Below are 14,504 nucleotides of genomic sequence, written 5' to 3'. Positions count from 1 at the left end.
TTGTGAGCAACGGGCAACTTGCCTTGCGCTTTGATATTAGGCGGCTATGGTAGCGCTATCAGAATGCTACCTTGCTAGGATAATTATGAACGGCACCGGCCTGCTAGACAGTTTACCGGAAGATCATCTGACCGGTCACTTCCTCGGGCGGGCAATGTCGCCTGAGGGGCCGTGCATCATTTCCGTTTTCGAAGGCCGAATTTACGATCTTACCCAGATCGTCTCGACTATGTCTGGCGCGATTGAGCGCCGTATATTCGATGGCGGCAGGGATCTCGGCTCCGTGCAACAGGGCCTGCCGGCTGATTGGCACTTGCTGAGCCCGGTTGACTTGCAATGCATCAAAGCCTGCGGTGTTACCTTCGCTCTCTCGGCGATTGAGCGTGTCATTGAAGAACGCGCGCGCGGGGATGCCACAAAAGCCGTGGAAATTCGCGAACAGCTGGAGCAGCGCGTCGGATCTGGTATTCGCTCTGTGGTGCCGGGAAGCGCGCCAGCCGCCGAGCTCAAGGAAGCTCTCATTGAAGAGGGAATGTGGTCGCAATATCTGGAAGTAGCGATCGGCCCTGATGCGGAGGTTTTCTCCAAATCGCCTGTTCTTTCCACGGTTGGTCACGGCGCTGAAATCGGCATTCGTTCTGACAGTGCCTGGAACAACCCGGAGCCTGAAATTGTACTGATCGTCGACAGCCGCGGCAATGTACTGGGTGCGACGCTGGGCAATGATGTCAATCTGCGCGATTTTGAGGGGCGCTCTGCCCTGCTTTTGTCCAAGGCTAAAGACAACACCGCTTCCTGCGCAATCGGCCCCTTCATCCGGCTGTTTGACGATAATTACACGATGGATGATGTGCGCAATGCCAATGTTGATCTGACTATTCAGGGCCCTGACGGATATGTTCTAACTGGTAGCAACGACATGGGCCAGATCAGCCGTGATCCGATGGATCTGGTGGCGCAGAATTTGAGCGAGCATCACTATCCGGACGGCTTCGTGCTTTTCTGCGGCACTTTGTTTGCACCGACACAAGATCGCGATGTTCCCGGAAGCGGCTTTACACACAAGATCGGTGACCGCGTGGCTATATCATCCGACCGCCTTGGCTGTCTGGAAAATACCGTAACAACATCACGCGATGCCCCCCCTTGGGAAACCGGCATCGCGGAATTCATGCGTGGCTTATCCGCGCGCGGCCTAATCGACAGGATCTGATCCACATGAACACACAAACTCTCAATCATTTTGTTGGCGGCGAGTGGCTTTCCGAGCCAGCCGCAATGGACAGCATCAATCCGTCGAACACGGATGACATTGTTGCCCGCTTTCCGGTAGGCGATAGCGGCACAATCGACCGCGCCGTTGATGCAGCGCATAGTGCATTTCCGGCTTGGTCGGCAGGCTCGCCAGAAATGCGGGCGGACCTGCTACACAAAGTGGGGGAGGCCCTGTTCACGAACGCCAGCGAGCTGGGTGAATTGTTGGCGCGCGAGGAAGGAAAAACCCGCGCCGAAGGCATGGGCGAAACGCTGAGAGCCGCGCGCGTTTTCCGTTATTTTGCTGGTGAAGCATTGCGCCGTCACGGCCTTACACTCGAATCCTCGCGCCCTGGTCTTGATGTTGCGACATACCGCGAAGCGCTCGGTGTGGTGGGCATGATCACGCCTTGGAATTTTCCTATCGCCATTCCTGCTTGGAAGGCCGCCCCTGCCCTCGCCTTTGGCAATACGGTGGTTATGAAACCCGCTGAGGGGACGCCAGCCATGGCAGTCGCTTTGGCGCGTATCTTTGAAGAATGCGGAGCTCCGGCTGGCATCTTCAACCTGGTGCTTGGAACAGGCGATGCAGGCGCCGCGCTGGCATCGCATGAGGGGATAGATGCCATCAGTTTTACCGGGTCACGCGGCACCGGCGCCAAAGTCGGTGCGGCTGCAATGGCCGGACAAAAGCGTGTGCAAATGGAAATGGGCGGCAAAAACCCGCTGGTCGTGTTGGCCGATGCCGATATCGACAAAGCAGTCGGAATTGCTGCTGATGGGGGCTTTTTCCAGACGGGGCAGCGCTGCACCGCATCCAGTAGGGTGATTGTGGAAGCCGCTATACACGACCAGTTTATTGAAGCTCTTGTCAAACGTGCCGAGGCAATCAAAGTTGGCCCGGCGCTGGCCGAGGGCACTCAAGTTGGCCCCGCTGCCAGCGAGACGCAGCTAGAACAGAATCTGCGCTATGTCGGTGTTGCAAAAGACGAAGGCGGCACGATCGCGACGGGCGGGGAGCGGATCGATTGCGAAACGCCCGGCTACTACATGGCGCCAACCGTTGTCGCAGACACCGCGAATGACATGCGGATCAACCAAGAAGAGGTGTTTGGCCCGGTGGTGAGCACCGTCAAAGTCGGTGATTATGACGAAGCCCTAGCTGTCGCAAACGCCGGTGATTTTGGCCTTTCTGCTGGAATTGTATCAAACGATGCCGCCCGTATTCGTGACTTCCGCAAGAACGTTCGCGCGGGCATGGTGATGGTCAATCTCCCGACTGCCGGAGTGGATTACCACGTACCGTTTGGCGGCACGCGGGGTTCCAGTTATGGCCCCAGAGAACAGGGCTTTGCCGCGGTCGAATTTTATACACAAATCAAAACGGTCTATACCGGGGACTAAGATCATGAAGGAGGGGGTGATTACACAGGATAGTAGGGGCGCGATCTATCCCGATCTCGAAGGAAAGCGCGTAATCATAAGCGGTGGCGCGTCTGGTATCGGCGCAGGCATTGTTGAGGGCTTTGTAGAGCAAGGCAGTGCTGTTGGATTCATCGACATATCCGGCGACGCAGGACACTCCCTGTGCCGCTCATTGGATTACGCCGCCCATCAACCCGTTTTTGAGACCTGTGATGTCACCGACACCCCAGCTTACACCGCCACGCTTGCCAACATGGCCGACACGTTGGGCGGTTGCGATGTGCTCATCAACAATGCCGGTAATGATCATCGTCACACGGTCGAAAGCGTCACCGACGCAAGCTGGGATGACAGTATCGCGATCAATTTGAAACATCAGTTTTTTGCTGCTCAGTCGCTGGTCGACACAATGCGCCAAAATGGTGGTGGCAGTATCATCAACCTTGGTTCAATCAGCTGGCATCTGGGCATACAGGATCTTGTCGTCTACCAGACCGCCAAGGCTGCTATTGAAGGTTTGACCCGCAGTCTCGCCCGCGAACTGGGCCGCGACAACATTCGGGTGAATGCAATCCTGCCCGGCAATGTCGAAACACCTCGGCAAAAGCAGTGGTACACACCCGAAGGCGAAGCAGAAATCGTCGCCGCGCAATGCCTTAATGGGCGGATACAGCCGAGCGATATCGCCGCCATGGCGCTGTTTCTTGCATCGCAGCAAGCGCGCTTCTGCACCGGCCACAATTACTGGGTTGATGCGGGGTGGCGATAATGACGGGCATAACCGAAGTACTCCAGGCCGACTGTGCACTTGGCGAAGGACCCATCTGGGATGCCCGGCGCAAAGTCGTGTGGTTTGTCGATATCAAACGCCACCGGCTGTGGCATTTCGATCCAGCAAACGGCAGCAATGCAATCAGCGATGCGCCAGATCAAATCGGCTGGGTTTTGCCGGCCAGTAATGGACAATTACTCTGCGGCCTAAAGGATGGGCTCTACACATTTTCACCCGAAGCAGCGCAATTCGAAAAGCTGATGGATGTGCCGGGCGAATTGCCAACCAACCGGTTGAATGATGCCTGCACTGATCGTTGGGGGCGGGTTTGGTTCGGATCAATGGATGATGGCGAGAGCGACAAAAATGGCCGTTTCTATGTTTTTGATCGCGGCACAATAGCCCCTGCCGGGCCAAGCGGTATCGCAATCACCAACGGCCCCGCTGTCAATGCGGATAGCTCACGGATATACTTCACCGACAGCGTCAATCAGAAAATCATGGTGGCCGACCTCGACAAGGAAAAGGTAAGTGAAGCGCGTATGTTCGTCGACATCACAGCACATTTCCCCGAAGCATTCCCAGACGGCCCCACAGTAGACAGCGAAGGCTGTCTCTGGACCGGGCTTTATAACGGTTCGGCTGCGGCGCGTTTCAGTCCTGCCGGCGAATTGATCGAAACCACCGCACTTCCCGCCAAGAATATCACCAAGCTGTGTCTTGGGGGACAGGACTTGCGGACCGCATTTGTCACAACGGCCCGCCAGGGAATGTCGGAACAAGCGCTTGCCGACAGCCCGCTCTCAGGCAGCCTTTTGACCTTTCGGGTTAAGGTGCCCGGCTTCACGCCAGCCGAAGCCGCATTGTGAGGGTATAAAAACCTAACCTGTTTATCGTGCGATGAACCGCAATTAATGATTGTGACGGGGCAACTTCGCGGATGTCTTGCGATATTTCAGCGCGAATTCCATCACCCCGCCTTCGCTCAATTGACTGCTTTTTTCCCGGAATAGTTCTTCCCAAGGAGTCTGGGAGGCGGGAATTGTCGGCTGCGGATCATCCGCAATGCGCCGGGCAATTTCTTCCTTATCAACCAGAGCATCGCACGATTGTGAGTTCAGATCGACGCGGATTGTGTCGCCTGTTCTCAGCCAAGACAATCCTCCACCCGCCGCGCTTTCAGGCGAGATATTGAGGATCGACGGACTATCCGAAGTTCCCGATTGGCGGCCATCGCCCAGCGTTGGCAGCCAAGCAATACCATCGCGGATTAGCGCGTCAGGCGGCTGCATATTGACCACTTCTGCGCTCCCCGGCCAGCCAATCACGCCTGACCCCCTGATCACCAGAATGCAGTCAGCATCAATATTCAAATCGGGATCATTTATCCGGTGATGATAATCGTCAGACCCGTCAAACACGATCGCCCGTGCTTCAAACACACCCTCTTTCCCATCACGCGAAAGATATCGTTGCCTGAAGTCTTCAGAAATGACGGACGTCTTCAGTATGCCGAAGTCGAACAAATTCCCTGACAGAACCAAGAAACCTGCCTTTTCCATCAGCGGTTCGTCAAACGTCCGGATCATCTCGCGATCATTGCTTTCGCTACCACAGAGATTATCGGCGATGCTCTGGCCTGTGCAGGTCAACGCATCGCCTTTGAGTTTGCCCGCGTTCATCAGTTCCCACATGGCGGCGGGCACACCGCCGGCACGGTGAAACCGCTCGCCCAAATAGGCGCCGGCTGGTTGCATATTGACCAATAGCGGCAAGTCATAGCCATGTTCTTGCCAGACCTGAGGCTCCAGCTCGACACCGGCATGGCGCGCCATAGCGATGATATGCGGCTGGGCGTTTGATGAACCACCACATACGCTGACCGTCGCGATCGCGTTCAAAAAGGCATCGCGGTTCAAAATTCGCGACGGCCGCAGATCCTCGCCCACCATGTCAACAATACGTTTGCCGGTACGGTAGGCCATTTGGCCACGTTCACGGTATGGAGCTGGTATTGCAGCACACCCGGTTAGCGAAAGACCAATCGCCTCGGCCACTGCATTCATTGTGCTGGCAGTGCCCATGGAGTTGCAATGCCCCGCAGATGGTGCGCTGCTGGTCGCACGATCGAGGAATTCCTCTTCGTCTATTTCACCGGCGGATAGCTTACGGCGGCTTCGCCAAATGACGGTTCCAGAGCCGACCAGTTCCCCATCATGCCAGCCATCCAGCATCGGACCGCCTGACAAAACAATCGCGGGGATATCGACCGTGCTTGCGGCCATAATTTGGGCAGGCGTAGTTTTGTCGCACCCTGTTGTCAGAACCACCCCATCAATTGGATAGCCGTTGAGCAATTCAACCAACCCCAGATAGAGCAGATTGCGATCAAGCGCAGCAGTCGGTCTGCGGCAATTCTCGAAAATGGGATGCACGGGAAACTCGATAGGTATTCCGCCCGCATCACGAATGCCATCCCTTGTCCGTTTTGCCAGATCGATATGGATGCGGTTGCAAGGACTTAGATCACTACCTGATTGCGCAATGCCGATGATTGGTTTGCCACTGCGCAATTCCTCAGGCGTGACACCATAATTCATAAATCGCTCAAGATAGAGCGCTGTCATATCCATCCGTTCGAGATTGTTAAACCAATCCCGCGACCGGAGCGTTTTGGGGCCATTTTGGGTCACGACTGGCCAGAACCGCTGCTTGTACGTTTTGCTAAACTCGGCGCAGCGTCGGAATCTCGGCGGATCAATTCATAGGGCAATGTCGTGAATTCGGTCGGCCAATTGCTACTGGTACGTCTTGCGCTCACGATACGGGCGATTGTCGACACTGCACTTGCCGTCATTTGCCGGATAGGTTGGCGAATGGTGGTCAGCTCTGGCCAAATAGTGCTGGCCATTTCCGTATCGTCAAATCCGCAGACAGTCAGATCAGTCGGCACGTCAAGATGCTGGCGGTGCGCCACAGCAACAGCGGCCGCCGCCATATCATCATTCGAAGCAAAGATCGCCGTGGGCCGGGGATCAACCTTCAACAGCGATTCTGTCGCCGCCATGCCCGAACGATATGTGAAACGCCCTTGGACTATCAATTCATCAATCACATCGAGTTTGGCATCATTCATCGCCGCCAGATACCCGCTGAGCCTGCGTCCGCTGGCCACCTGTTCGGGGTTACCGATTATAAAGCCGATACGGCTATGACCAAGGCCGATAATATGTTTGGTCATATCGTAAGCAGCTTGAAAATCGTCGATGATGACTGATCCATGCGCATCGGTCGCCTTACCCGGACCGACAGCGATCGCCACTGCATCCAATTCGTTGGCCAAATCCATGACGGCCTGATTGTCACACAGGGGTGGCGGTAAGATGAAACCCTTGATCCCGCCATCGTGCAATTTGCGCATGATGGGCAACGCTTCACTGGCATTATCACAGCTCTGGACTTCCAAGTGAATATCATTGCTGGATGCCTCGTCCAGCGCACCCATCAGAAACTCGGCCAAATATGATGCTGACGGATTGTCGAACATCAACGCGATACGAAGCTGTTCTCCTCCGGCCAGGCTGCGTGCAGCCCGGTTGGGTTTGTAATTGAGCTTGCGAACGGCCTTCATGACCGCTTCGTGCGTTTCCGCCTTCACTCGGCTGCCGCCGTTGATAACACGGCTCACAGTCATGGGAGAACAGTTGGCCTGCGCTGCGACATCGGCAATCGTAGGCGCGTTCCCACCGCGCTGTTTCACGCGCTTTATGTAGCCCTGAGGCTTCAGTCCCTCCATGACAGCTTGCATAGCCATACTCGTACTCTTTCAGCAATAGTTCAGGCCCGAAAAACGCGAAGGATGAGCCCTGCCCGCGAAATCATCCACATTCATCGCGGTTGACATCAACCAGCAAGACGATAGTGGTAGCGCTACCATAAGTAAAGCGCGGTACCACCGACGCTGATCACAGGAGCGGAAATTAATGGGCACTCTCAAGAACGCTGCACTGGCAGCATGTGTCAGCGTCATGGCGATATCAGCCAGCTATTCCAGCGCGGCCAGCGCGCAGGAATTGCTTACGGAAACGGTTGAACGACCAGAGGCCGCCGCGCTTTATTGGGATGCCTCCGCACCAACCGAAAAACGGGTCGAAGATCTGATCGCCAGAATGACACTGGAAGAGAAGATCGGGCAGATGGTTACCATCTGGAACGACAAACCGAAAATACAGGACAAGAACAACTTCTTTGCGGCTGATAAAGCGGCGGAACTTTATCCCGACGGACTCGGCTTTTTCGCCCGTCCATCTGATCTCAAAGGTCCGGGAAGCCCGCGCGTGAACACACCGCGGAGCATCGAAGAATCGATCCGCTACGTCAACGCTCTGCAACGCTGGGCGCGCGAACAGACGCGCCTGGGCATCCCGGTGCTTACACATGAAGAATCGTTGCATGGTCTGGCCGCTCTCGACGCCACCAGCTTCCCGCAATCTATCGGTCTGGCTTCGACTTGGGACCCCGATCTGGTGCGCAGCATCAATGACTATATCGCCAGTGAAGTGCGCGCACGCGGTGTGCATCAGGTGCTATCGCCGGTAGTCGATATCGCGCGTGACCCACGATGGGGCCGTATCGAAGAGACGTTTGGCGAAGATCCGTATCTGGTGGGTGAAATGGGTGTCGCAGCGGTCGAAGGGCTGCGCGGCGTCGGGAAGGATCCGAAACTGAAACCGGGTCAGGTCATGCCAACACTGAAGCATATGACCGGTCATGGTCAGCCGGAAAGTGGCACCAATATTGGCCCTGCTCAAATCTCAGAACGCACTTTGCGCGAAATGTTCTTCCCGCCTTTCCAAGAAGTGGTCGAGCGTACCGCAATTGATGCCGTTATGGCGAGTTATAACGAGATCGACGGTATCCCAAGCCATTCCAGTTCATGGCTGCTGCAGGACATCCTGCGCGGTGAATGGAAATTCGACGGTACGGTAGTGTCTGATTACTACGCCATTGAGGAAATGGTTTCCCGTCACAATATCGCGGCCGATGTACCCGCCGCCGCCAAAATCGCTCTGGAAGCCGGTGTCGATGTGGATCTACCCAGCGGAATATCGTTTTCCACACTCACTGAACAAGTGAAAGACGGTTCGGTGTCGATGGCCGCAATCGATACTGCTGTCCGCCGTATCCTGACGATGAAATTCAATGCAGGACTGTTTGAAAATCCATTCGTGGATGATGCTGCGCCCGCGCTGCGTTCCAACGGAGCTGAAGGGCGTGCCCTCGCCCGTCGCGCGGCTGAAAAGTCGCTCATTCTGCTTAAGAATGATGGGGCGCTTCCCTTGACCTTGCCCGATACGGCAGCAGACGCGCCTACAATCGCGGTGATCGGCCCGAATGCCGATGTTGCGCGCCTGGGCGGCTATTATGGCATTCCGCGCGACACTGTAACGCCTTTAGAGGGTATCCGTAGTCTCGTCGGTGACCGCGCAAATATTGTGCACGCACAAGGCGTGGTGATCACCGAAGATGATGATTGGTGGGAGGATGAAGTCACTCTTGGTGATCCGGCCAAGAACCGTGAGATGATTGCAGAGGCTGTCAAAACAGCTGAAAATGCGGACACAATCCTGCTGTTTATCGGGGACACCGAACAGACAAGCCGCGAAGGCTGGGCAGAAGCGCATTTGGGCGACAGAACAAGCCTTGATCTGGTGGGAGAGCAGAACGAGCTCTTCGCCGCACTAAAGGCGCTTGGCAAACCGATCGTAACGGTCCTAATTAATGGCCGTCCGCCAAGCTATCTGCAGGTAGCCGAACAATCTGATGCGATTTTGGAAGCATGGTACGCTGGCGAGCAGCAAGGCAATGCCATTGCTGATGCGCTGTTCGGGCAAGTAAACCCCGGTGGTAAGTTGCCGGTAACGGTCGCGCGTAATGCCGGACAATTGCCGTTCTTCTACAATCACAAGCCAAGCGCGCGGCGGGGTTATCTATTCGACGATGCTACGCCGCTATACCCGTTTGGTTTCGGCCTTTCTTACACCAGCTTCGATATGGCAGCCCCCACAGTGTCATCAGCGAGCATTGCGCCGGGTGAAGATGTGACAGTGAATGTTCGCGTCACCAATTCCGGTGATATGGCTGGGGATGAAGTCGTCCAGGTGTATCTGCGCGACGTAGTCAGCTCGGTTACGCGTCCGGTTAAGGAGCTGGTCGGATTCGAGCGCGTTACCTTGGATGCCGGTGCCTCCAAAACTGTTAGTGTCACGATTGATGCAGACAGTTTTGCGTTTTGGAACCGCGATATGGAACGCGTCACCGAACCGGGGGAGTTCAACCTGATGGTCGGGCCAAATTCACAGGACCTCAAAACGGTTAAGCTTACGATCACGGAATAGGACCACCTTGGTGACCATCGAAACTCTGCATCATTGCTCTCGCCGGGCCGCACTCGGCGGTCTGGCCGCATTACCTGCTGCCGCTTGCGCGCCGACACTCGTCGCGCCAGCTGCATCACCGAAGCTAGATGCAAAAGGAAGTCTGGACTCGATAGCAAGGAGCGGCGGAAGGCGCTTCGGGACCGCAGTGGCGCATGGGATTGGCAACGAAAATTCCGGCTCCGTCGCGAACACCAAATACGCCGAATTGGTGAAGTCTGAATGTGGTTTGGTGGTGCCTGAAAACGCCATGAAGTGGCAGGCTATCCGCCCCTCGCCCGATCGCTATGATTTCTCGCAAATGGACACAATCGTACGATGGGCGAAAGCCAACGATATGGATGTGCGCGGCCACGTGCTGCTGTGGCACCGGCCAGAATGGTTTCCAGATTGGCTCAATACATATGATTTCGGGACTTCGCCAGCCAGTGAAGCCGGGCATATCCTGAGTGAACACATCCGGTTGGTAACCGAACGCTACGCTGACACGATTGTCAGCCATGATGTTGTCAACGAAGCGATCGATCATGGAACCAACCGGCCAATAGAAACCAGCCTTAGCCGCGCGATGGGCAGCCCGGAAGCGGTCATGGATCTGGCCTTCCACAGCGCGCGGGAAAATCTGCCAAACGCCCAGCTTGTCTATAATGATTATATGAGCTGGGAACCTGCACATTCCAGCCACATGACGGCTGTATTGCGTCTGCTGGAAGGGTTCAAGAAACGCGGCACACCGGTCGATGCACTTGGTATCCAGAGCCATATTGAGATTATGGAAGTCGATCCGGTCACCGGGGTTAGCCCTTACCGCGAACGCGAATGGCGCAAGTTCCTCGATGAGGTAACTGGCATGGGATATCGTCTTCTGATCACTGAATTCGACGTGAAGGATAAGGCGTTGCCCGCCGATATCGCTACTCGCGACCGCTTGGTGGCTGAATATACGCGCCGCTATTTCGATGTGATGATGGATTACGATTCAATGCTGGACGACATCCTCGTGTGGGGGATGGTCGATCAATATAATTGGCTTCAGTATTTTGATCCATCCAAAAGGGCCGACGGGCTGGAAGTGCGCGGCACACCCTATAGCAGCGATTATCAAGCAAAGCCGATGCGTGAAGCCTTGGCGCAGGCATTGAAACGCACCTGAGAGTATAGGCTGAGACGGGGCGGAAACGCCCACAACGTTAACACTGCTTGCCCCAAAGAAAAGGCCGCCCCGGTTTCCCGAGGCGGCCTTTCTTTTTGCCTAGGTCTAAGGGGGTTTAGAACTTACCCCTGAGGATGAACGAGAACCTCCGGTCATTTGTGAAGAATGATCGCGGTGCCAAGACATTCGCATCGCCGGTATAGGCCTGCAGCGTCTCGGTCGTTTCATTCAGCAGGTTCACACCCTGCACGCCGACCTGAACTTCATCAGATAATTTGAAGAAGATCGAACCATCCAATTGTCCGGTCTCTTCATTGAAGATCGAGTAGAACGGGAAGATCACGTCGGACGCGGTAAGCAAGAAGCGCGAGCGCCAATTGTAAGCCGCACGGACACTTACCGGCCCCTTCTCATAGAATACCGTAGCGTTGATATTATGTTTCGATAGCTGCTCGAGCGGCAAATTGCCGGCTGGTGCAACGGTCGATTCATTGGCCAAATCAGGCCCGTTCAAGAACGTGTTCGGCAGGCCATCACTATCGATATACGTGTAGTTGGCTTGCACACCCAATCCATCGAACGGAGCAGGCAAGAAGTCATAGGTCTGTTGATATGCAACCTCGAAACCTTTGATCTTACCTCCGCCTTGGAAGTTGGCAGGCCCGCGGACCAGCACATTTTGGGTGATACCGTTATTGGTCACTTCCTGATTGACCAAGTCCTGGAAGAAGAAGTTATCGATATCCTTGTAGAACGCGTTGAACGTCAAAGAGCCAACCGGCGCAAAGTACCATTCCAGCGAAGCGTCATATGTCCAAGCGGTAGCCGGTGCCAAATCGGCATTGCCGCCTTGCGCAGTCAGATTGCCTGACTGATCCAAGGAGATGTCCAGGAAGTTCCGCAACAATGCGTTATCTGGCCGGGTGAGAACCTTAGAAGCGGCGAAACGTAGGATCAGATCTTCCGTAAGCCCAAATCGGAGATTCAAGCTTGGCAGGAAGTAGTCAAACGTATCACCGCGCACGCTATTGGTACCGCCTGTACCGTTGCCCGCGAACGCTCTAAGATTGTTATAGGCTGCTTCGCCTTGCAAACACAGCGGCTCGGTGCTGGGCACAGGACCGGTTGGCCCCTGCGCAGTGCATCGAACAGAGAATGGATCTGCAATACCCAATTGTTGGGCGCTTGGCGCACTAAGATTACCGAACGATCGCGTATCCAGGTTCACATAGCGAACGCCGATATTACCGGCAAAACGTACGTCGCCCAGCAGATCATCGGAACCAAACTCCAGCATCGCATAGGCAGCCGTATCACGTTGCTTCAGGCGTTGAATATCGCTTGGAATGAACGGTGAGCCATTAAGTGCACCCGGACGTTGAGCCAATGGCACCCAACCAGCGGGGCCACCACGGTTTTGGAATTCCTGGTTTACACCCAATGCGAAATTGGTCGCTTCGTCATAACCGTCGATCAAGTCACCCGAGTAATACAGTGCAGCCGGCGGGGCTGCCGTTTCACCGCGGAAGAAGTTGTCGAAATCGTGGACTTCGTAGTTGCTTGGATCGGTATCACCGAAACGAACAACGTCACCATTTGCACCCCATACTTCGCTCAGCACGCCCCAATTGTAGGTGGTGTACCGAACAGTCGTGTCACGTTCGGAGAAGCGTGCACCGACTTTGGCTTTGCGGATGAAGGAATCGTATCCGAAATCATAATCGATGTCAGCTTGGAAGGCGAACTGCTCCCCTTCGCTGTCTTCGATGTGATCCATCGCAGCGCGCCAGAACTGGACGCGGGGATCGACGAAATATTCAGCGTCGGTCAGGCCATCCAGGTTTGCATTTGGACCGCCCTGCCACGAATAGCTGGTGAAATTCGGAATATGAGGAATACCGACGGGCAAATCACCCGTCAGATCCAGCTCGGAATCCGCAAAGGTCGAACCAAATACAGAGAAATCGAGGTTCTCTTTGCGGGATGTCGCATATTGTGCATCAAGCCTGATGGTCAGCCGATCAGTCAGCTCAGTGCGCAAATTAAGCGAATAATCTTCATTGGTTGTTTCGTCTTCAACTTGACGGCGTGAAAGCACTTGCTGCAGCCCGCCAATCGATGTGAATGCAGCGCCTGCGCCGGGATCTCCGCGCCAGCCATTGTTCGGGCTGGTGATATAGCCGGATTGGAACAGGCCAGTATCGTCGTAGACGTAATTTTCAAACCCACCGACAGGGCATTCCGCACGCGCCGTCCCGCCTGGGCCATTCTCGTTCTGCAAACAGCCAATCGGATATGTGTTATATTCCGCCAAGTCGGGGCCGGTTTCAAACGTATGCTCACCCCAGCTGTTGGTGGTGTGCGAACGAATAAACTCGGCAGTTACAACAGTACGCTCATCGATTGATTCGAATTGGGCTGCAACAGAGAACCCATCCCGCTTGCGATCAAACTGCTGTGACCGGAACTGCGGCCCGAGTGGAGCGAAGCGTAGATCGGCAAGATCGGCGAATCCGTCTGGCCCGCCAGCACCCAATGTCCCGCATGGTGCACCGCCTGGTGGCAAAGTGCTGCTGTCACCATCAACCGGCAGAGCGTTACGACATGTCAATGCACCGCCGGTGTTTGCCGCCGCAACCAATGTGTTGTCACGCGCCTGGAAGTTTGTGACTTGGATACCGTCAGCGCGGCTACGGATACGGGAGAACGTACCACTAGCCAGAATGCCAAAGGTACCGGCGTCAGTTTCCCACGTGTTGCTAATGAGACCAGAAACTGTCGGCGACCATTTCTTTGCGAAATCGCCATAATTGCCTTCCGCACTGAACGCGATTTTGAAACCGCGTTCATCAAGCGGCTTACGCGTCACCAGATTGACAGTGCCGGAAATGCCGCCTTCGATCATCGCCGCAGTAGAGTTCTTGTTGATGATGACCGAACCGAGCAATTCAGGCGGCACATCGGCAAAGTTTAGCGCCTGCCCGCCAACACCCGCAGAAAATGCAGTGCGACCGTTAAATTCGGAGCGGACATAGTTCAGTCCGCGGATGGTCACGCCCGAACCTTCGACCGAGAAGTGATCGGGATCGTTGGAACCAGCGAAACGGTTGATCGCGACGCCAGGAACACGCTGCAGTGCCTCTGTGACCGACCGGTCAGCAAGCGCCCCGATATCATCTGCAGTAATCGCATCAACAACTGTATCCGCATTGCGTTTGATGTTCTGGGCAGAGATCAAAGAGGCGCGGATACCACTGACGACGATAACATCTTCGTCTGCCACCTCGGCTTCGGTTTGCGGTTCAGCAGGCTCTTGCGCCGCCTCTTGGGCCAGCACATTAGAAGACAGCAACAGGCTGCCCATAGCCAGCATTGAAGCGCCGGAGCGCAGAAGCGCACTCTTGCCAAGTGTCGCGCGCTCGGCCGACGACCCTGTCAATCGATCAGAAGTGTTCACTCGAAA

General features: G+C 55.4%; 9 protein-coding genes. 6 read left to right on the top strand and 3 right to left on the bottom strand.

From position 1 onward, the window contains the following. Window positions 1–85 precede the first annotated feature (85 nt). The 4 genes from HKD42_RS00135 to HKD42_RS00120 are packed head-to-tail and all read left to right on the top strand — an operon-like array spanning window position 86 to window position 4,320. A complete protein-coding gene (locus HKD42_RS00135) occupies window positions 86–1,213 on the top strand; it encodes a fumarylacetoacetate hydrolase family protein (RefSeq protein ID WP_170009183.1) in 1,128 nt (375 codons plus the stop codon). Between the two features lie 5 nt (window positions 1,214–1,218). Then, on the top strand, window positions 1,219–2,658 hold the full coding sequence (locus HKD42_RS00130; RefSeq protein ID WP_170009181.1) for an aldehyde dehydrogenase family protein: 1,440 nt from the start codon (window positions 1,219–1,221) through the stop codon (window positions 2,656–2,658). 4 nt (window positions 2,659–2,662) lie between these two features. Further along, the gene (gene xylB / locus HKD42_RS00125) at window positions 2,663–3,448 is read left to right on the top strand and encodes a D-xylose 1-dehydrogenase (protein WP_170009179.1); all 786 of its coding nucleotides are present in this window, start codon (window positions 2,663–2,665) and stop codon (window positions 3,446–3,448) included. Beyond that, window positions 3,448–4,320 carry an SMP-30/gluconolactonase/LRE family protein gene (locus HKD42_RS00120; protein WP_170009177.1) on the top strand — a complete coding sequence of 291 codons (873 nt, stop codon included), beginning with the start codon at window positions 3,448–3,450 and terminating at the stop codon, window positions 4,318–4,320. Before xylB ends, HKD42_RS00120 begins: the two co-directional genes overlap by 1 nt. A 42-nt stretch (window positions 4,321–4,362) precedes the next feature. On the opposite strand, the gene HKD42_RS00115 is transcribed toward HKD42_RS00120, so the two are convergent. Beyond that, window positions 4,363–6,144, bottom strand: coding sequence for an IlvD/Edd family dehydratase (locus HKD42_RS00115; RefSeq protein WP_170009176.1), 1,782 nt, complete (start codon window positions 6,142–6,144; stop codon window positions 4,363–4,365). Next, on the bottom strand, window positions 6,141–7,247 hold the full coding sequence (locus HKD42_RS00110; protein WP_170011949.1) for a LacI family DNA-binding transcriptional regulator: 1,107 nt from the start codon (window positions 7,245–7,247) through the stop codon (window positions 6,141–6,143). The genes HKD42_RS00115 and HKD42_RS00110 overlap by 4 nt, the downstream gene beginning before the upstream one ends. Before the next feature lie 187 nt (window positions 7,248–7,434). On the opposite strand from HKD42_RS00110, the gene HKD42_RS00105 reads away from it, so the two are divergent. Both HKD42_RS00105 and HKD42_RS00100 read left to right on the top strand, forming a co-directional pair. After that, on the top strand, window positions 7,435–9,849 hold the full coding sequence (locus tag HKD42_RS00105) for a glycoside hydrolase family 3 N-terminal domain-containing protein (protein ID WP_246236568.1): 2,415 nt from the start codon (window positions 7,435–7,437) through the stop codon (window positions 9,847–9,849). 10 nt (window positions 9,850–9,859) lie between these two features. Beyond that, window positions 9,860–11,041, top strand: a complete 1,182-nt coding sequence (locus tag HKD42_RS00100) for an endo-1,4-beta-xylanase (RefSeq protein ID WP_343042090.1) — start codon at window positions 9,860–9,862, stop codon at window positions 11,039–11,041. 115 nt (window positions 11,042–11,156) lie between these two features. On the opposite strand, the gene HKD42_RS00095 is transcribed toward HKD42_RS00100, so the two are convergent. Then, window positions 11,157–14,498, bottom strand: coding sequence for a TonB-dependent receptor (locus tag HKD42_RS00095; protein ID WP_343042089.1), 3,342 nt, complete (start codon window positions 14,496–14,498; stop codon window positions 11,157–11,159). Window positions 14,499–14,504 lie beyond the last annotated feature (6 nt).

It is taken from the genome of Pontixanthobacter rizhaonensis, from assembly GCF_012972675.1.
Lineage (GTDB): Bacteria > Pseudomonadota > Alphaproteobacteria > Sphingomonadales > Sphingomonadaceae > Pontixanthobacter > Pontixanthobacter rizhaonensis.
This window is presented reverse-complemented; position numbering and strand designations above follow the sequence as displayed.

Bases quoted from the DNA above. Each gene is read 5' to 3' on its own strand.
- HKD42_RS00130 (WP_170009181.1), top strand. From the start codon at position 1,219: ATGAACACACAAACTCTCAATCATTTTGTTGGCGGCGAGTGGCTTTCC.
- HKD42_RS00110 (WP_170011949.1), bottom strand. From the start codon at position 7,247: ATGGAGGGACTGAAGCCTCAGGGCTACATAAAGCGCGTGAAACAGCGC.
- HKD42_RS00105 (WP_246236568.1), top strand. From the start codon at position 7,435: ATGGGCACTCTCAAGAACGCTGCACTGGCAGCATGTGTCAGCGTCATG.
- xylB (WP_170009179.1), top strand. From the start codon at position 2,663: ATGAAGGAGGGGGTGATTACACAGGATAGTAGGGGCGCGATCTATCCC.
- HKD42_RS00135 (WP_170009183.1), top strand. From the start codon at position 86: ATGAACGGCACCGGCCTGCTAGACAGTTTACCGGAAGATCATCTGACC.
- HKD42_RS00120 (WP_170009177.1), top strand. From the start codon at position 3,448: ATGACGGGCATAACCGAAGTACTCCAGGCCGACTGTGCACTTGGCGAA.